The 18,329-nt window shown below is 53.0% G+C and carries 16 protein-coding genes; 7 read left to right on the top strand and 9 right to left on the bottom strand.

Annotation, left to right across the window (positions count from 1 at the left end):
• The first annotated feature begins 11 nt into the window (after positions 1 to 11).
• The 3 genes from NA624_RS19890 (at position 12) to NA624_RS19900 (ending at position 2,103) form a co-directional block, all read left to right on the top strand.
• A complete protein-coding gene (locus NA624_RS19890; protein ID WP_000924646.1) occupies positions 12 to 875 on the top strand; it encodes a Cof-type HAD-IIB family hydrolase in 864 nt (287 codons plus the stop codon).
• On the top strand, positions 862 to 1,620 hold the full coding sequence (locus NA624_RS19895) for a DeoR/GlpR family DNA-binding transcription regulator (protein WP_439040284.1): 759 nt from the start codon (positions 862 to 864) through the stop codon (positions 1,618 to 1,620). The genes NA624_RS19890 and NA624_RS19895 overlap by 14 nt, the downstream gene beginning before the upstream one ends.
• Before the next feature lie 210 nt (positions 1,621 to 1,830).
• Positions 1,831 to 2,103: a DUF3811 domain-containing protein gene (locus NA624_RS19900; protein ID WP_001207628.1), complete on the top strand. Its 273-nt coding sequence runs from the start codon at positions 1,831 to 1,833 to the stop codon at positions 2,101 to 2,103.
• Here NA624_RS19900 and rluF read toward each other — a convergent pair.
• From rluF to NA624_RS19915, 3 genes are read right to left on the bottom strand one after another with little or no spacing between them, the layout of a single operon-like run.
• On the bottom strand, positions 2,100 to 2,969 hold the full coding sequence (rluF, locus tag NA624_RS19905) for a 23S rRNA pseudouridine(2604) synthase RluF (RefSeq protein ID WP_000954619.1): 870 nt from the start codon (positions 2,967 to 2,969) through the stop codon (positions 2,100 to 2,102). The two genes, NA624_RS19900 and rluF, sit on opposite strands and share 4 nt — an antisense overlap.
• Positions 2,970 to 3,015: 46 nt before the next feature.
• A complete protein-coding gene (locus NA624_RS19910; RefSeq protein WP_001096724.1) occupies positions 3,016 to 3,555 on the bottom strand; it encodes a DUF2058 domain-containing protein in 540 nt (179 codons plus the stop codon).
• A gap of 34 nt (positions 3,556 to 3,589) precedes the next feature.
• Entirely contained in the window at positions 3,590 to 3,691 is a 102-nt protein-coding gene (locus tag NA624_RS19915; RefSeq protein ID WP_001576533.1) for a hypothetical protein, read from the bottom strand.
• A 71-nt stretch (positions 3,692 to 3,762) separates the two neighbouring features.
• Here NA624_RS19915 and pepE point away from each other — a divergent pair, with 71 nt between their 5' ends.
• Complete coding sequence (gene pepE / locus NA624_RS19920; protein ID WP_000421776.1) at positions 3,763 to 4,452, top strand: dipeptidase PepE; 690 nt, start codon at positions 3,763 to 3,765, stop codon at positions 4,450 to 4,452.
• Between the two features lie 75 nt (positions 4,453 to 4,527).
• Here the strand turns inward: pepE and NA624_RS19925 are convergent, their stop codons facing one another.
• Positions 4,528 to 6,159, bottom strand: a complete 1,632-nt coding sequence (locus tag NA624_RS19925) for a Na/Pi cotransporter family protein (RefSeq protein WP_000956811.1) — start codon at positions 6,157 to 6,159, stop codon at positions 4,528 to 4,530.
• Between the two features lie 266 nt (positions 6,160 to 6,425).
• Positions 6,426 to 10,109 carry a methionine synthase gene (gene metH / locus NA624_RS19930; protein ID WP_000095983.1) on the bottom strand — a complete coding sequence of 1,228 codons (3,684 nt, stop codon included), beginning with the start codon at positions 10,107 to 10,109 and terminating at the stop codon, positions 6,426 to 6,428.
• Positions 10,110 to 10,415: 306 nt separating this feature from the next.
• On the opposite strand from metH, the gene iclR reads away from it, so the two are divergent.
• Positions 10,416 to 11,240, top strand: a complete 825-nt coding sequence (gene iclR / locus NA624_RS19935; RefSeq protein ID WP_000226434.1) for a glyoxylate bypass operon transcriptional repressor IclR — start codon at positions 10,416 to 10,418, stop codon at positions 11,238 to 11,240.
• Positions 11,241 to 11,250: 10 nt separating this feature from the next.
• Positions 11,251 to 11,658, top strand: coding sequence for an ASCH domain-containing protein (locus NA624_RS19940; RefSeq protein ID WP_010989091.1), 408 nt, complete (start codon positions 11,251 to 11,253; stop codon positions 11,656 to 11,658).
• Here the strand turns inward: NA624_RS19940 and aceK are convergent.
• The 4 genes from aceK to metA form a co-directional block, all read right to left on the bottom strand.
• Positions 11,622 to 13,373, bottom strand: coding sequence for a bifunctional isocitrate dehydrogenase kinase/phosphatase (aceK, locus tag NA624_RS19945; RefSeq protein ID WP_001137277.1), 1,752 nt, complete (start codon positions 13,371 to 13,373; stop codon positions 11,622 to 11,624). The two genes, NA624_RS19940 and aceK, sit on opposite strands and share 37 nt — an antisense overlap.
• 101 nt (positions 13,374 to 13,474) lie before the next feature.
• On the bottom strand, positions 13,475 to 14,779 hold the full coding sequence (gene aceA, locus NA624_RS19950) for an isocitrate lyase (RefSeq protein WP_000857876.1): 1,305 nt from the start codon (positions 14,777 to 14,779) through the stop codon (positions 13,475 to 13,477).
• A gap of 31 nt (positions 14,780 to 14,810) precedes the next feature.
• Entirely contained in the window at positions 14,811 to 16,412 is a 1,602-nt protein-coding gene (aceB, locus tag NA624_RS19955; protein WP_001069371.1) for a malate synthase A, read from the bottom strand.
• Positions 16,413 to 16,680: 268 nt separating this feature from the next.
• Complete coding sequence (gene metA, locus NA624_RS19960) at positions 16,681 to 17,610, bottom strand: homoserine O-acetyltransferase MetA (RefSeq protein WP_001122761.1); 930 nt, start codon at positions 17,608 to 17,610, stop codon at positions 16,681 to 16,683.
• Between the two features lie 156 nt (positions 17,611 to 17,766).
• Between metA and NA624_RS19965 the strand changes: the two genes are divergently transcribed.
• On the top strand, positions 17,767 to 18,204 hold the full coding sequence (locus tag NA624_RS19965; protein ID WP_000973248.1) for an acetyltransferase: 438 nt from the start codon (positions 17,767 to 17,769) through the stop codon (positions 18,202 to 18,204).
• Positions 18,205 to 18,329 lie beyond the last annotated feature (125 nt).

Below are 18,329 nucleotides of genomic sequence, written 5' to 3' on the forward strand. Positions count from 1 at the left end.
GGGAACGAGAGATGTTGTTGATCACCGATCTGGATGGAACATTACTCACCTCGCAGAAAACGATCAGCCCGCGCACGCGTCAGGCGCTGATTGCGTTCCGCCAGGACGGTGGTCTGCTGGCGGCATGTTCCGCCAGACCGGTCTCCTCAATGGTACGCCTGCTACGCCAGCAACAGGTTGATACGTTGTTTAGCTGGTGCGCCGGTTTTAACTGCGGACGCCTGCTGGAGATGGCGGGGCCGCGCATTATTCATGCTGCCCCGCTGACCGCCACAGATCTATGGAATATTGACCAACATATTTCTCTTTCCCGCTATCACCACCACTTTTTTAGCGCCGAAGCAATTCACCATCGTGACGATAGACTAATTGCGCCCTGGACAACATATGAGGCTCGCTTATTTGGGTTACCGCTTATAACTGAAACTGCAGAAAATATCTTTAATCGTCGCAATATATATAAAATTACACTTGTTGCCGCATCTTCGGAGATAGATACTCTGTGTACAGAAGTGAATAATCACCTGCCTTGTGGATATTATGCGGTTGTCACGGGAGAAAATTATATTGATATTCAAAGATCCGATGTAAATAAAGGGTGCATAATAGAACAATTAATTCATTATTTAAATATATCTTCTGACAAGGTGGTCGCGATTGGCGATCAGCAGAATGATGTCAGCATGTTTGCCGCCGCCGGAATCAGCATCGCAATGGGCAACGCGCCGGATGCAGTAAAGCGGCAGGCCGGCTATGTGACTGCCACGAATGATGAGGAGGGTATCGTCCATGCATTGGAGTGGTTGCGTTGCCTGACGCATCCAGTTACCATGCGCCAAAGGTTGACGGCGGCGAAAGATAATGAATCCAATTAAAAGACGAAAACATATTCTTGATGAATTAAACAAATTCGGTGAAGTCACCGTTATTAAATTATCGGAAATGCTCAACGTCACCTCGGAAACCATTCGTCGCGATCTCTCCTTACTGGAGTCTGAAGGCAAAATCACTAAGATTCATGGGGGCGCAGTCAAAAAGCAAGTTGTCCAGGAGGATGCGTTTAGCGCAAGAATAGAGGCGCATCGCGAAGAGAAAATAGCGATTGGCAAATTTGCCGCCGAAATGGTCAGTGAACGGGATACATTGTTTATTGATTCCTGTACAACTAACCTTATTCTGGCCGAGCAATTACCGCCTCTCGCTTTTTCCGTGATTACCAATTCAGCCCTGATTGCCGATAAAATTAAAGAGCATAACCTGCAGGCCCGCGTGTATGTATTAGGCGGCGAATATGATTACCATTTTCGCGCCAACCTCGGCGTCTCGGTTTGTCAGCAGATTAACGCGATTCACGCGGATATCTGTTTTATTGGCGCTGGCGGCATTTCTCCCCAGCATGGCGTGTTGGTGAAGAGCTTTGAAGAAGCCTACGTTGCCAAAGCCATGATTGCGATGAGCAAAAAATCAGTGATTCTTGCCGACCATACCAAATTTGGTCAGGACGGTGTGATGTGCATCGCAAGCGTAAAAGAAATCGATAACATCATCACGGATAAAGGATTTACGTCAACGGGTTATACGCCACAGGATTTCGCCGGAAAGCTGCGGATTGCTGACTGAGCGCTATCCGCCCGTTGCGTATTGCCGTAGACTAAGAGCCTATCCCACCAGGCGTTATTGGCGCAGCCAGTTTGGACACGGACAGCGCGCAAAAACCGGAGCGTACACGTAGTACGTGAGGATTTTGAGCACTGCCCAGGTCTAAAATGGCAAGTAAAATAGCCCTAATGGGATAGGCTCTAAATGCATCGGCTAACTGAGGGCACCCGTATGGCACTCCCCCGCATTACTCAAAAAGAGATGACCGAGCGCGAACAGCGCGAACTGAAAACGTTGCTGGACCGCGCCCGTATTGCGCACGGGCGTCCACTGACCAATTCTGAGACCAACAGCGTAAAAAAGGAGTACATCGATAAGCTGATGGCGCTGCGTGAGGCTGAAGCGAAAAAAGCCCGCCAGTTGAAGAAAAAGCAGGCGTATAAACCCGATACGGAAGCGTCATTCTCCTGGTCGGCGAATACGCCGACGCGCGGCAGACGTTAACGTCCTTTCTTCTTTCGTCCCGGCGAGGTAAAGCGCTTACCGCTTGATGTCGGGCGCGCTTTCTCATTGCTTTTTTCGATCGCAACGACCGGTCGCTTAATACCCGTGGTCTTCGGCTTCGCTTTGGCCTTTGGTTTGGCTTCGGAAGAGGAACGCTCAATCAATTTAAACAGATCGATCAGCTCATCGTCCGTCAGATCGCGCCACTCGCCCAGCGGAATCCCGCTCAGGCTGACGTTCATAATGCGCGTACGCTCCAGTTTCGTCACTTCATAACCAAAGTATTCACACATACGGCGGATCTGACGGTTTAATCCCTGCACCAGGGTGATGCGAAAGACAAACGGCGCCTCTTTTTTCACCTTACATTTTTTGGTGACGGTACCCAGAATCGGCACGCCAGCGCCCATACCGCGAATAAACTCGTCGGTAATCGGTTTATCCACCGTCACCAGATACTCTTTTTCGTGATCGTTACCGGCACGTAGAATCTTATTGACCAGATCGCCGTGGTTAGTCAGAAATATCAGCCCCTGCGAGTCTTTATCCAGACGACCAATCGGGAAGATACGTTTGCTGTGGTTCACAAAATCGACAATATTGTCGCGTTCGCCGTCTTCAGTGGTACTCACAATGCCAACCGGTTTATTCAGCGCAATCAGCACTAAATCATCCGCTTCTCGCGGCTCAATCAACCGACCATTTACTTTAACAACATCCCCGGCGACCACCTGATCGCCAATGGCGGCGCGTTTGCCGTTGATAAAAACATTGCCCTGTTCAATAAAACGGTCCGCCTCGCGACGCGAACAGATGCCGCTTTCACTGATATATTTATTAAGCCGGGTAGATGTGTCAGTCAGCATATTTACTCTCTGAGAAATTTTTCTACATAAACGTCGGGAATGTGACTTACCACATCAAATCGTCAGGAACTTTAAAATCGGCATACGGATCATCTTCGTCCTGCTCTTCCTGACTCAGCGCACTGTTTACGACAATACTGTCCGCATCTCGTTGTGCGATTTTATCAGCGACGCTCGCGGGAATAATCGCATATTCACATTCACCGCTGTTATTGATAACCAGACGCGCAATCGCGAGACGCCCATTAATCAGTTGCGTCTGGGTGAGCTTATCCACGTCTATTTTTTTGATGACGTTATTATCGGTGAAGTTAAAACCAATATCGCCTTTAGATACATTGATTCTATTCATTTCAATAAGTTGCTTAACCTGAGCTTTAAACTCTTTCGCTAAAACCGCTTGTTTTTGCTGTTCACTGAGTTGTTTATCACGCTCAAGTTGCGCCTTTTTATTTTCTTCCACCGCTTCTCTGGCCTCACGAGCCTGAACGCGTGATTTTTTAGCCGTGCGCTGGACTTTGGCCATTTTTTTGCTGGTCACTAATCCCGCTTGTAGCAGTTGCTCTTGTAAGGTCAGTTTTGCCATTTTCGTCTCTAAACGTGTTAAATAATTTTGCGGATTATACCTGTAATTTTTCAGGCGATACCAGATAGCAGATCTGGCCTGGCGTCACTTTTAGCGACCGCGCGTTGCCTGTAACACGCGCAACATCATGAGCCATATCAGTAAGACATTAAATGGATAATGGTAGCATTATTACGTTTTGACATTTCCTGATGAGGTGGAGAAGTAATGGAACTGCTTTTATTAAGTAACTCGACGCTGCCGGGTAAAGCCTGGCTGGAACACGCTCTGCCGCTGATAGCGAATCAATTGAACGGTCGACGCTCAGCCGTGTTTATTCCGTTTGCCGGCGTCACGCAAACATGGGACGAGTACACGGATAAAACCGCAGAGGTACTTGCGCCATTAGGGATAAACGTCACAGGGATTCATCGTGTCGCCGATCCGCTTGCAGCGATTGAGAAAGCGGAAATCATTATTGTCGGCGGCGGAAATACCTTCCAGCTACTGAAAGAATCGCGTGAACGCGGGCTGCTGGCGCCGATGGCGGACAGGGTAAAACGCGGCGCACTGTATATCGGCTGGAGCGCGGGCGCTAACCTTGCCTGCCCGACTATCCGCACGACCAACGATATGCCGATCGTCGATCCAAACGGTTTCGACGCGCTGGATCTGTTCCCGCTGCAAATTAATCCTCACTTCACTAACGCCTTGCCGGAAGGTCATAAGGGCGAGACCCGCGAGCAGCGTATTCGCGAACTGCTGGTGGTCGCGCCGGAACTGACAGTGATTGGTTTGCCGGAAGGTAACTGGATTCAGGTGAGCAACGGCCAGGCGGTTCTCGGCGGCCCGAATACCACCTGGGTGTTTAAAGCGGGCGAAGAAGCCGTGGCGCTGGAAGCGGGTCATCGCTTTTAATCCCTGTCCACATTGAATGCCGAATGGCGGGCCTACGCGCATGTTCTCCGTAGGCTCCGCCATCCGGCATTTCACTTAATACTCGCCCCGTTCCTCGTCCTGATCCGGCTGTTCCAGTACGCTATAGGCGACCGAACAGAACAGTGAGTTAAGACGCTTCATATCGCCCAGCAGCCCTAAATGGAGCGAGCTGGTTTCAATGCTTTGCACGTTCTGCTGGTGCAGGCGGTCGACATGCGCATGTGAGTATCGGCGATTAAGTATACGGAAGCGATGTTTACTGCGGCGCAACCGACGGGCGCTGGTGACATCACCGGAGAAAAAGACCGACATCGCCAGTTGCAGATTACTGAGCAGTTGATCGTAAAGCGCATCCAGCTCTTTCAATCCTTCTTCTGAAAATGCCCGACGCGCCGCCAGCGACTTGTCGGCAATCTCACTGCCCATTCGCTCGATAATATCCGACGCCTGTTCGAGGTTCAGGGCCATCTCAATAATCTCCGCCCACCGGCGGGACTCCTCCGCCGCCAGCTCGTCTTTTGGCATTCGCGCCAGATAAAGCTTAATCGCGGTGTAGAGCACGTTAACGTCATCCGCCAGCTTGCGCAGCGCTTTCTCTTCACGCGGTTCGCCGTGCATGACCTTTTTTAGCCCTTCCATCATCTGTTCCATCGCATCGCCAATGCGCAACACCTCGCGGGCAGCATTAGCCAGCGCCAGCGTTGGCGTATCCAGCGCGCTGACATCCAGATGTTTCGGCTTCAGATGGGTATCCAGTTCAGGCTCATCACGAATAATTCGTTTACAAAAACGCGCCATCAGCTCGGCAAATGGCACCATCGCCAGGCAGCGCACCAGGTTATAGAAAACGTGGAAATAGATCACCAGCTCTGATTTCGGTAGCGATAGCTCATCCATCAGATTCGCCAGCGGATGGACAAACGGCAGGATGACCAGGCTGCCGATCAATTTGAACAATAGGCTGCCGAGCGCTACGCGACGCGCGGCAGCATTGGCGGCGCTGTTATTGAGCATCGCCAGCAGCCCCGATCCCAGATTGGCGCCGATGACCAGGCACAACGCCACCGGGAACGATATAATCCCCGCCGCCGTCAGGGTCGCCGTCAGCAACACCGCCGCCAGGCTGGAATAACTGATAATAGCGAACATCGCGCCAATCAGCGCATCCAGCATAATGTCGCCCGTCAGCGACGCGAAAATGACCTGCACGCCATTAGCTTGAGTGATCGGCGTCACCGCCTGCACAATCAGCTCCAGCGCCAGTAGAATCAGGCCAAGCCCGATACCGACGCGACCCAGCTGCCCGGCGCGGGACTGCTTACGTCCCAAAAAGAAAATCACGCCAATAAAAATCAGCAGCGGCGATAGCCACGACAAGTCAAAGGTGAGAATACGCGCCATTAGCGCAGTACCCACATCAGCGCCCAGCACAATCACCAGAGCTGGCGTCAGGGCGACAAGATCCTGGGCGACAAACGACGTTACCAATAAAGTGGTGGCGTTACTGCTTTGTACCAGCGCGGTAACACCGATACCCGCACAAAAGGCGAGCGGTTTCTTTTCCACGCTGCGGCTGAGGACAGTGCGTAGACGCGCGCCAAACACGCGCATTACGCCAGTACGAACGATATGTGTTCCCCATACCAACAGCGCAACGGCAGAAAGTAGATGGAGCAAAGTTAACACGGCGTCAGGTTCTCCTTATCGTTATACGTTTTCCTGAAGCTCACTTGCGATAAATTGCCTGATGGCGCACAGCGTTAAGGCCTGCTGGCGTTGCACGCCACCGGGCTTACCATACGTAATACGGTATGCTGGATAAGGCGTTTACGCCGCCATCCGGCAAATTCAGCGTAGAGCCTTCCTTCAGTATAAGGGTTTAATTGTAAGAAAGAGACAAGGCACCCAATGAGTGCCTTGTATGTTGTAAGGAAAAGTGACGATTTTATGAATCAGTCCGCATCGTAACCCAGGTTCGGCGCCAGCCACCGCTCAACGTTCTCAACGCTCATTCCTTTACGGAAAGCATAATCTGTCACCTGATCGCGTTGAATCTGCGCTACCGCGAAGTATTTGCTCTCAGGATGGCTGAAGTACCAGCCGGAGACCGACGCGCCAGGCCACATGGCGAAAGATTCGGTGAGCTTCATCCCGGTATGTTTTTCGACATCCAGTAGCTGCCAGATAGTGCCTTTTTCGGTATGTTCCGGGCAGGCAGGATAACCCGGCGCCGGGCGAATCCCCTGGTAGTTTTCGCGGATTAATTCGTCGTTACTCAGGCTCTCGTTCGGCGCATATCCCCAGTAAACCTTACGTACACGCTCATGCAGGTACTCGGCAAACGCTTCCGCCAGACGGTCGGCAATCGCTTTCACCATGATCTTGTTATAGTCGTCGTGTTGCGCTTCGTAAGCATCAGCCAGAGCGTCTTCTTCAAGACCTCCGGTGACGGCAAACGCGCCGATGTAGTCCGCTTTTCCGGACAGTTTCGGCGCGACAAAATCCGCCAGACAGTAGTTAGCAAAACCAACTTTCTCGGTCTGCTGGCGCAGGTGGTGGCTGACCGTCAGAACATGAGTACGGGTTTCGTCGCGATAGATTTCGATGTCGTCACCCACACGGTTCGCCGGGAACAGGCCCACCACGCCACGCGGATTCAACAGTTTCTCGGCGCTCAGTTTATCCAGCATATCATTGGCGTCTTTAAACAGACGCTGCGCCTCAACGCCCACCACCTCATCTTCCAGAATGCGCGGGTATTTGCCGGCCAGCGACCAGGTCATAAAGAACGGCGTCCAGTCGATGTAGTTGCGCAGAGTTTCGATGCTGGCTTCCACTTCCTGCACGCCCAGACGGTGGGCTACTGGCGGGGTGTAGCGTTCCCAATCGAATGCCAGATCGTTATCGCGCGCCGCTTCCAGCGTGACCGGCGGCGTGCGCGGTTTTTTGCGGGCGTGCTGAATACGCACGGTTTCGTACTCTTTGCGGGTACGGGCGACAAAGTCATCGCGCTGGGTGTCGGAGAGTAGCGCCGCCACCACGCCCACGGTACGCGAAGCATTCTGCACGTAGACCGTCGGACCGCTGTAGTTCTGCTCGATTTTCACCGCGGTGTGCGCTTTCGAAGTGGTTGCGCCGCCGATCAGTAGCGGGATAGTAAAGCCCTGACGTTCCATCTCTTTCGCCACGTTGACCATCTCGTCCAGCGACGGGGTGATAAGCCCGGAAAGACCGATCAGATCGGCATTCACTTCACGCGCCGTTCTGAGGATTTTCTCCGCTGGCACCATCACGCCAAGATCGACGATTTCGTAGTTGTTGCATTGCAGCACCACGCCAACGATGTTCTTGCCAATGTCGTGCACATCGCCCTTCACGGTGGCAATCACCATCTTGCCGTTGCTGGAGCCTTTTTCTTTGCTGGCTTCAATAAACGGCTCCAGGTAGGCCACCGCTTGTTTCATCACGCGAGCGGATTTCACCACCTGCGGCAGGAACATTTTCCCTTCGCCGAACAGGTCACCGACCACGTTCATGCCGTCCATCAGCGGGCCTTCAATCACCTCAATCGGGCGGGAGGCCTGCTGGCGGGCTTCTTCGGTATCCTGTTCGATAAATTCGGTAATGCCTTTCACCAGCGAGTATTCAAGGCGCTTTTTCACGTCCCAACTACGCCATTCCGCCATTTGGGCGTTGGCAGCTTCGTCAGTTTTGCTGCCGCGGTATTTCTCTGCCAAATCCAGCAAACGCTCAGTGCCGTCATCGCGACGGTTAAGAATGACATCTTCAACCGCATCGCGCAGCTCGGCGGGCAGGTCGTCGTAGATAGCCAGCTGTCCGGCGTTGACGATGCCCATGTCCATGCCGTTGCGGATGGCGTAGTAGAGGAATACCGCGTGGATAGCCTCACGTACCGGGTCGTTGCCGCGGAACGAGAAAGACACGTTAGACACGCCGCCGGAGATCAGCGCATGCGGCAGCTCGCGTTTAATATCTTCGCAAGCGCCGATAAAGTCCTGCGCATAGTTGTTGTGCTCTTCAATACCGGTCGCCACGGCGAAGATATTCGGGTCGAAGATGATGTCTTCCGGCGGGAAGCCCACCTCTTCGGTGAGAATTTTGTACGCCCGGCGGCAAATCTCGATTTTACGCTCGCGGGTATCGGCCTGCCCCTGCTCATCAAAGGCCATCACCACCACTGCCGCGCCGTAGCGACGTAGCAACTTCGCATGATGAATAAAAGCTTCCACGCCCTCTTTCATCGAAATAGAGTTGACGATGCCTTTACCCTGAATGCACTTCAGCCCTTTTTCGATAACCTCCCATTTGGAGGAGTCGATCATGATTGGTACACGGGCAATATCCGGCTCACCGGCAATCAGGCTGAGGAAACGCACCATCGCCGCTTCGGCGTCGAGCATCCCCTCATCCATGTTGATATCAATAATCTGCGCGCCGCTTTCGACCTGCTGACGGGCGACATCCAGCGCTTCGCTGTATTTCTCTTCTTTGATCAGCCGTTTAAATTTGGCCGAGCCGGTGACGTTGGTACGTTCGCCGACGTTGACAAACAGGCTGTCGTCGCCAATGTTCAGCGGCTCCAGGCCGGAAAGGCGGCAGGCAACCGGGATATCCGGCAGCTGGCGCGGCGGCAAACCGGCAACGGCGCGGCTCATCGCCGCAATATGCTCCGGCGTGGTGCCGCAGCAGCCGCCAACGATATTCAGGAAGCCCGCTTCCGCCCATTCGCGAATCTGTTTCGCCATGGTGTCGGCGTCAAGGTCGTACTCGCCGAAAGCGTTCGGCAGGCCAGCGTTCGGGTGCGCGGTGACGTAGCATTCGGCAATCCGCGACAGTTCCTGGACGTACTGGCGCAGTTCATCTGGCCCCAGCGCGCAGTTAAGGCCAAAAGTGAGCGCCTCGGCGTGGCGCAGCGAGTTATAAAAGGCTTCGGTCGTCTGGCCGGAGAGGGTACGACCAGAGGCGTCGGTGATGGTGCCGGAAATCATGATCGGCAGATCAACGCCCAGCGCTTCAAACTCTTCTTTCACCGCAAACACCGCCGCTTTCGCATTCAGGGTGTCAAAGACGGTCTCAATCAGAATCAGATCTACGCCACCTTCCACCAGCGCTTTAGTGGATTCACGGTAGGCCGCCACCAGCTGATCGAAGGTGATATTACGAAACGCCGGGTCGTTGACGTCCGGCGAAATGGAGGCCGTGCGGTTAGTTGGACCAAGCACGCCCGCAACAAAGCGTGGTTTTTCTGGTGTTCGCGCCGTCCATTCATCGGCGCAGGCGCGCGCCAGTTTGGCCGCCTCATAGTTAATTTCCGCCGACAGGGATTCCATCCGGTAATCCGCCATCGCAATGGTTGTCGAGTTAAAGGTGTTGGTTTCGATGATATCCGCGCCAGCCTCAAAGTAGGCGTTGTGGATAGCGGCGATCACCTCCGGCTTGCTGAGTACCAGCAGGTCATTGTTGCCTTTCAGGTCGCAGGGCCAGTCGGCAAAGCGCTCCCCGCGGAAATCTTCTTCATGTAGACGATAGCTCTGGATCATGGTGCCCATACCGCCGTCCAGCACCAGAATACGTTCATTTAACTGCGCACGCAGTTGTTCAACTTTGCTGCTCACACTCGCTCCCGACAACGCTCCACGTAACGAGCCATACTGGCACAAAGCGTGCTGGCGGAAAAGAGAACAACGGGCAACATGAGACATGTTCAGCTTGCTGGCGCTATTGGTTCCGTTTTGCCGGATGGCGGCGCAAGCGCCCTATCCAGCCTACAAATTACTTTGGCGGCTCCCAAAGCGTAGGCCTGATAAGCGAAGCGCCATCGGGCATCCTGTGATGTCACTCATCCGATCAGTTCAGGAACTCTTGCATTATAATTGAATAAAACGAAAATGATTTCCACGATACAGAAAAAGGAGTCTGCCATGGTTGCCCCTGTTCCCGCGAAACGCGGGAGAAAACCTGCCGCTACCACTGCACCCGTAACCGGGCAGGTTCAGTCTTTAACTCGCGGTCTGAAGCTGCTGGAGTGGATTGCCGAGTCCAACGGCAGCGTCGCGCTGACCGAACTGGCGCAACAGGCGGGTTTGCCTAATTCCACTACTCACCGTCTACTCACCACCATGCAGCAGCAGGGTTTTGTCCGCCAGGTCGGTGAGCTGGGCCACTGGGCCGTAGGCGCACATGCGTTTATCGTCGGCAGCAGCTTCTTACAGAGCCGTAATCTGCTGGCGATTGTCCATCCGATTTTGCGCAAACTGATGGAGGACTCCGGCGAAACGGTAAACCTTGCCGTACTCGACCAGAGCGACCATCAGGCCATTATTATCGACCAGGTGCAGTGTACGCAGCTGATGCGTATGTCCGCGCCTATTGGCGGCAAGCTGCCCATGCACGCCTCTGGCGCGGGCAAGGCGTTTTTATCACAGCTCAGTGAGGAACAGGTTACCAGTCTGCTGCACCGCAAGGGGTTGCACGCTTATACCCATGCGACGCTGGTGTCGCCGCTGCATCTGAAAGACGATTTGGCCCAGACGCGCAAGCGCGGCTATTCGTTTGACGATGAAGAACATGCGCTCGGTCTGCGCTGCGTGGCCTCGTGTATTTATGACGAACACCGCGAACCGTTTGCGGCCCTCTCTATTTCCGGCCCCTGCTCACGCATTACTGACGATCGCGTCACCGAACTTGGCGCCATGGTGATTAAAGCGGCGAAAGAGGTGACGCTGGCCTATGGTGGAACTCGCTGAAATGAGCAGCCTGAAATTATACTGGCAGGAGAAGTACCCACAGGCCTTCTGTTGGTCTTTCGGTGATTCGCCGGCGCTGGCCGACGAGCTGGCGGCGCTAGTGGTCGCCGGTAAAAAGCGTGGCACCTGTAGCTCGCTGGTTAGCTATCAGAAAGAGCAGCCCCCTGTCACGCCCGGGTCATATCACATTGTGCTCAACGGCACAGGCGACGCCGTGTGCGTCATACGCACGCTGGCGCTCAGGCTGATCCGTTTTAACGAGATGAGCGCCGATCTCGCCGCACTGGAAGGCGAAGGCGATCTTAGCCTGGCGTACTGGCAAGCGGCACACCGGGCCTTTTTTGAGCGCGAGGGTAATTGGTCGCCGGAGATGGAACTGGTTTACGAAGAGTTCGCCGTACTTGAGATCGCGCCGTAACGCACGCTAAAGCGCTGGCGACGACGATAGGCATACACATCTTCTACATGCCCTTCTTTAATACGCGTCTGTAGCGCGCGCCAGTAATCGGCGCGAAACAGGTCGGCATGCATCTCTTCAAACAATGGTCCGATACGCGGATCGGCACACAGCCAGTGGCGAAACTCCTCCGGGAAAACATCACCCGGCGAGACGCTATACCAGGGTTCGCTGGCCAGTTCGTCTTCCGGATAACGCGCTGGCGGAATATCGCGGAAATTCACTTCCGTCATGTAGCAAATTTCATCGTAGTCATAGAACACCACGCGACCATGACGGGTAACGCCAAAGTTTTTAAACAACATATCGCCGGGGAAAATATTAGCGGCGGCAAGCTGGCGAATCGCATTACCATATTCTTCTATCGCATCGCGCAACTGCTGGCCTTCTACCTGTTCCAACCAGATATTGAGCGGCACCATGCGCCGTTCAATATAGAGATGGCGAATGACGATATGTTCCCCAAGATCGGTAATCTTCTCTGGCACTTCTTGCCGTAACAGCGCCATCAGCGCCGGATCAATTTGCCGTTTATCCAGTACGAAATTCTCAAACTCCTGGGTATCCGCCATACGACCGACGCGATCATGTTCTTTTACCAGTTGATAACAGGCACGCACATGGGCGGCAGACATCTCTTTCTGCGGGGCGAATTTGTCTTTAATGATTTTAAATACCCGGTCGAAACCTGGCAGGGTAAACACCAGCATCACCATGCCGCGGATACCAGGCGCCTCAATGAATTTCTCATCGCTTTCAGCCAGATAACACAAATATTCGCGGTAGCTTTCGGTTTTCGCATGTTTCTGGCAGCCAATCGCCATATACAGTTCGGCAGTGGTTTTACCCGGCAGGATTTCACGCAACCACTCAACCAGCGCGGCAGGCAGCGGCGCATACACCATAAAATAAGAGCGGGCAAAACCAAACACAATGCTCGCTTCTGCCGTGGTGGTCAGGCAGGTATCGACAAATAGTTCACCCTCATCAGTGCGATGAATCGGCAATAAAAACGGCAGCGTACCGTCAGGTGTGGTTAATTTACCTACCAGCCAGGCCGCTTTATTACGGTAAAACAACTCGTTCGCCACCTGGACATGGCAGCGAGGTAGCGCGTCCTCGCCCAGTGTTTCAGTCAGGTGCGCAATAATATAGCGGATATCCCGGCTTTTATTCTGCCAGGGCAGACGCAGCGGTAAATCACTGAGTATGCGCATCAACAGCGTCTCCCAACCGTGATCGGGAAAGAAGTCTTTGGCCAGCGGGCGCGGGATAGTACGGAAGCGACGCTCCGGTTGCGAACTGAAAATAAACAACCGCTCGGGTGTTAACGAGCGGTGGTCAAATAACCGGCAATAAACGGAGTTGAAAAAGCTCTCCGCAATCTCGAAGCGCGGGTAATCCGGTAACAGCCGGGTGTAATGCTCTTTAACGCGTAAAAGGAAATCCGCGTCGGTACTTTTGCCATCGGTAATACAGCGCAGTTGCTCCACCACCAAGCCCACATGATGATCATAGAGGTGGATACGGCTTTTCATCGCCTGTTGGACGGCATGCCAGTCGGCCTGTTCAAAACGCTGCTGTGCGCCGGAAGTCACTTCCAGAAATCGACCATACTGCGCGTCAAAGCCTTGCAGGATGGTTTGAGCAATCAGTAATTCCAGGCCACGCGGCATTTTTTTCCCTCATCCGGCACCACGTCATGCCGGATGGCGCGTTCGCTTATCCGGCCTACGCTATCTGTAGGCCCGGTAAGCGCAGCGCCACCGGGCATCAATCAAAACTGCGATTCTTCGGTGGAACCCGTTAATGCGGTAACGGATGACGCGCCGCCCTGAATAATGGTGGTGACTTTGTCGAAGTAACCAGTACCCACTTCCTGCTGGTGGGAAACAAAGGTGTAGCCATCTTTCGCCGCGGCGAACTCGGGTTGTTGAACCTTCTCAACATAGTGTTTCATGCCCTCGCCCTGCGCGTATGCATGCGCCAGGTCGAACATGTTGAACCACATGCTGTGGATGCCCGCCAGGGTAATAAACTGGTATTTGTAACCCATGTCCGACAACTGCTGCTGGAAGCTGGCAATGGTCTTGTCGTCCAGATTCTTCTGCCAGTTGAAGGATGGCGAACAGTTATAGGCCAGCAGTTTGCCCGGATACTTCGCGTGGATAGCATCGGCAAAACGACGCGCCAGTTCGAGATCCGGCGTAGAGGTTTCGCACCACACCAGATCGGCATACGGGGCATACGCCAGACCGCGGCTGATCGCCTGCTCAATGCCCGCATGGGTGCGGTAAAAACCTTCGCTGGTGTGTTCGCCGGTAATAAAACCGCTGTCATAGGGATCGCAGTCGGAGGTGATTAGATCTGCCGCATCCGCATCGGTACGCGCAATCACCAGCGTCGGGACGCCCATCACATCAGCGGCCAGACGCGCAGCAATCAGTTTCTGAATCGCCTCCTGCGTGGGGACCAGCACCTTGCCGCCCATATGGCCGCATTTCTTCACCGACGCCAGCTGATCTTCGAAGTGAACGGCCGCTGCACCGGCTTCAATCATCGATTTCATCAGTTCGAAGGCATTCAGAACGCCGCCAAAACCGGCTTCCGCATCAGCAACGATCGGCAGGAAGTAATCCACATAGCGCGGATCGTTGGGTTCAATACCGGATGCCCACTGGATCTGATCTGCACGACGGAAAGTGTTGTTGATCCGATCCACTACCGCCGGAACAGAGTTTGCCGGGTACAACGATTGATCCGGATACATGCTGGATGCCAGGTTGGCATCTGCCGCCACCTGCCAGCCTGAAAGATAAATCGCCTCAATACCGGCTTTCGCCTGCTGCAACGCCTGACCGCCGGTCAGCGCGCCAAGGCTGTTGATATAGCCTTTTTTCGCTTCACCGTGCAACAGCCGCCACATTTTCGCGGCGCCGAGCTGCGCCAGCGTGCATTCCGGGTTAACCGAGCCGCGTAATTTCACCACCTCCTCCGCGCTGTACGGGCGGGTGATGCCTTCCCAGCGCGGTTGTGTCCACTCTTTCTGTAATTCTTCGATTTGTTGAGTACGGGTTTTCATGTGCAGATGCTCCATATTGTTATGTGGTGAATTAAGCCAGTAAGCGATAGCCCGGCAGGGTGAGGAAGTCGATTAAGTCATCTGAGGTGGTGATTTGCTCCATCAGACGTGCGGCATCGTCGAAGCGCCCGCTGCTGTAGCGGTGCTCGCCCAGTTCGTCCTGGATTACCCGCATCTCTTCCGCCAACATTTCGCGGAAAAGCGCTTTCGTTACGGGTTTTCCATTGCTCAGTGTTTTCTCATGGTGAATCCACTGCCAGATAGAGGTTCGTGAGATTTCCGCCGTCGCGGCATCCTCCATCAGACCGTAAATCGGTACACAGCCATTACCGGAGATCCACGCTTCAATGTACTGCACTGCCACGCGAATATTGGCGCGCATTCCCGCTTCTGTACGTTCGCCTTCACATGGCTCCAGTAACTGCTCGGCGGTAATCGGCGCATCTTCATCACGGGTAATGAACAGCTGATTTTTGTGCTCGCCCAGTACCTCGTTAAAGACGGCCATTGCGGTATCCGCCAACCCGGGATGCGCAATCCACGTGCCGTCGTGGCCGTTGTTCGCTTCCAGCGCTTTATCCGCTTTCACTTTGGCAAGGACCTGATTGTTGCGTTCAACGTCTTTGCTCGGGATAAACGCCGCCATACCGCCCATCGCGAACGCGCCGCGCTTGTGACAGGTTTTGATCAGCAGGCGCGAGTAGGCGCTCAGAAACGGTTTGTCCATCGTTACCACCTGCCTGTCCGGCAAGACGCGATCCGGGTGATTTTTCAACGTTTTGATATAGCTGAAAATATAATCCCAGCGACCACAGTTGAGACCGACGATATGATCACGCAGCGCATGAAGAATCTCATCCATCTGGAAAACAGCAGGCAGCGTTTCAATCAACAGGGTCGCTTTGATCGTACCGCGCGGCAGGTTAAAGCGGTCTTCGGCGTAGCTGAAAACTTCACTCCACCAGGCGGCCTCCTGCCAGGCTTGCGTTTTCGGCAGGTAAAAATACGGGCCGCTACCTTTAGCGAGCAGCGCTTTATAGTTGTGGAAAAAGTACAGAGCAAAATCAAACAGGCTGCCGGGAATGGCTTCCCCCCGCCAGGTAACATGTTTTTCTGGCAGATGTAGACCACGTACACGACAAATCAATACGGCCGGATCGGGCTTGAGCTGATAGATTTTTCCGGCTTCGTTGGTATAGCTAATGGTGCCGTTCACCGCATCACGCAGGTTGATTTGACCATCAATAACTTTATTCCAGTCCGGCGCCAGCGAGTCTTCAAAATCCGCCATAAACACTTTCACATTTGCGTTCAGGGCATTAATCACCATTTTACGTTCAACCGGCCCGGTAATTTCTACTCGGCGATCCTGTAAATCCGCCGGAATACCGCGAATCTGCCAATTACTTTCTCTAATGGAAGTGGTTTCCGAAATAAAATCAGGCAACTTACCGTTATCAATATCCTGCTGTTGCTGGATACGTGCAGCCAGGAGTTTATTGCGTTTTGGCGTAAAACGGGTGACTAACTCCGTCAAAAACTCGACTGCCTCAGCGGTCAGGACTTGCTTTTCCAGCTCACCTTGCGGCCTGGTAAAGGTTAATTCATCAGTTGTGGTTGCCTGTGGATTCATCATGCAGCTCCTCGTTGTTGATCCAGATACATCCCCAATGCGAACGAAGGATCACTGTGCGCTTTTCGTTCAACACAACTAAGACTACTCAATTAAATTTCAAAATCAAAAACAATTTCCATTTTTAATTTAATTATGCATTAACCTATTGATAACAATATAAATTAAATTTAATTACATGATGAGGTGCGTTTCGGAAATAAAAAAGGCACCCGAAGGTGCCTGATTCAACATGCTGAAACGCTTTAGGATCGTCAGAAGCAGAAGATTAATCCAGGGTTGGATTCATGTGACGCAGATCATATGGCGTAATCTGGTAGACATAATAGTTGAGCCAGTTAGTAAACAGTAAATTACCGTGGCTGCGCCAGGTTGCGCGCGGTATGTTTTGCGGATCGTTTTTCGGGAAATAGTTGTACGGAATATCCGGATTTAACCCGGCCTCAACGTCACGAAAATATTCACCCGCTAACGTATGAGCGTCATATTCAGGATGACCGGTGACAAACGCAATACGTTTATCTTTGCTGGCAAACAGGTACGCATCCCCTTCTTCTGTTTCGGCCAGAATTTCAAGATCCGTATAATCCCGTATTAGCGCCGCCGGGAAATCGGCATAGCGCGAGTGTGGCGCAAGAAACGAATCATCAAAACCACGCGTCAACAGAGCATGAGGATGAAGGATGTGATGTTCATAGACGCCGGAAAGTTTATCTATACGGGTCTGCTTGGGGATACCATACAGAATATTGAGTGCAGCCTGAACGGCCCAACAGACAAATAGCGTCGAAGTAACGTGATCTTTCGCCCATTCCAGCACCTGCCTAATCTGCGGCCAGTAAGCCACGTCATTAAACTCCACCAGACCCAGCGGCGCTCCGGTCACGATAAGCCCATCAAAGTTCTGATCGCAGATATCGTCGAAGTTACAGTAAAAGTTGTTCAGATGCTCGGCTGGCGTGTTCCTCGACTCGCGGGCATCTATCCGCAGTAGTTGAATATCGACCTGTAATGGCGAGTTCGATAGCAAACGCAGAAACTGATTTTCCGTTTCAATCTTCTTCGGCATCAGGTTAAGGATAAGTACCTTTAGCGGGCGAATTTCCTGACCTGATGCGCGAGAAGTCGTCATGACGAAGACATTCTCCTCACGTAAAAAATTGACGGCGGGTAGCTCGTCCAGCACGCGAATCGGCATAACCTGATAACCTCACGACATACGTTTAAACGTTTAGACATCCAGATAGCTGAAGATACTCAGAAATCAGGCGAATGTCGAGTCTGCAAGTTCAAGGTGAGAAAGTTTCACGACAGCATTTGCATTAGAATAGAAGTAAGCAAAAAAGGAGTGAAGATGATGATTAACATTCGCCGTTCAAGGCATGAGGAAGGGGAAAAACTGATTGCGATCTGGCGTCGCTCAGTCGATGCCACGCACGATTTTCTGTCAAACGCTTATCGGGCCGAACTGGAAGAACTGGTGAGCGATTTTCTGCCAGAAGCGCCACTATGGGTTGCCGTGACCGATCAGGATGAGCCGGTAGGATTTATGCTGCTTACCGGCGAACATATGGATGCGCTGTTTGTCGATCCGGACGTGCGTGGTCAGGGTATCGGTAAGAGATTAGTTGAACATGCGTTAACACTGGCGCCGGGGTTGACAACCAATGTTAACGAGCAGAATACACAAGCTGTTGGATTTTATAAGAAAATGGGATTTAAGGTGACGGGACGTTCGGAGGTCGACGATCTTGGGAAACCGTATCCATTGTTGAATTTAATTTATCCGTGAGTAGTGGCGCTGCCTGATAAGTGCATGCAGGCCGGATAAGGCGGAGCCGCCATCCGGCGGTGCAGGTTGCCTGATGGCGCTGCGCTTATCAGGCCTGCATTTTTACAGTTACCACACACGCAAAA

The sequence above is a fragment of the Salmonella sp. NW38 genome (assembly GCF_051807745.1).
Classification (GTDB): domain Bacteria; phylum Pseudomonadota; class Gammaproteobacteria; order Enterobacterales; family Enterobacteriaceae; genus Salmonella; species Salmonella enterica.

Coding starts and splice junctions, on each gene's coding strand:
- NA624_RS19890 (WP_000924646.1), top strand. CDS start 12: ATGTTGTTGATCACCGATCTGGATGGAACATTACTCACCTCGCAGAAA.
- NA624_RS19895 (WP_439040284.1), top strand. CDS start 862: ATGAATCCAATTAAAAGACGAAAACATATTCTTGATGAATTAAACAAA.
- NA624_RS19900 (WP_001207628.1), top strand. CDS start 1,831: ATGGCACTCCCCCGCATTACTCAAAAAGAGATGACCGAGCGCGAACAG.
- rluF (WP_000954619.1), bottom strand. CDS start 2,969: ATGCTGACTGACACATCTACCCGGCTTAATAAATATATCAGTGAAAGC.
- NA624_RS19910 (WP_001096724.1), bottom strand. CDS start 3,555: ATGGCAAAACTGACCTTACAAGAGCAACTGCTACAAGCGGGATTAGTG.
- NA624_RS19915 (WP_001576533.1), bottom strand. CDS start 3,691: ATGGCTCATGATGTTGCGCGTGTTACAGGCAACGCGCGGTCGCTAAAA.
- pepE (WP_000421776.1), top strand. CDS start 3,763: ATGGAACTGCTTTTATTAAGTAACTCGACGCTGCCGGGTAAAGCCTGG.
- iclR (WP_000226434.1), top strand. CDS start 10,416: ATGGTTGCCCCTGTTCCCGCGAAACGCGGGAGAAAACCTGCCGCTACC.
- aceK (WP_001137277.1), bottom strand. CDS start 13,373: ATGCCGCGTGGCCTGGAATTACTGATTGCTCAAACCATCCTGCAAGGC.
- aceA (WP_000857876.1), bottom strand. CDS start 14,779: ATGAAAACCCGTACTCAACAAATCGAAGAATTACAGAAAGAGTGGACA.
- aceB (WP_001069371.1), bottom strand. CDS start 16,412: ATGAATCCACAGGCAACCACAACTGATGAATTAACCTTTACCAGGCCG.
- metA (WP_001122761.1), bottom strand. CDS start 17,610: ATGCCGATTCGCGTGCTGGACGAGCTACCCGCCGTCAATTTTTTACGT.
- NA624_RS19965 (WP_000973248.1), top strand. CDS start 17,767: ATGATGATTAACATTCGCCGTTCAAGGCATGAGGAAGGGGAAAAACTG.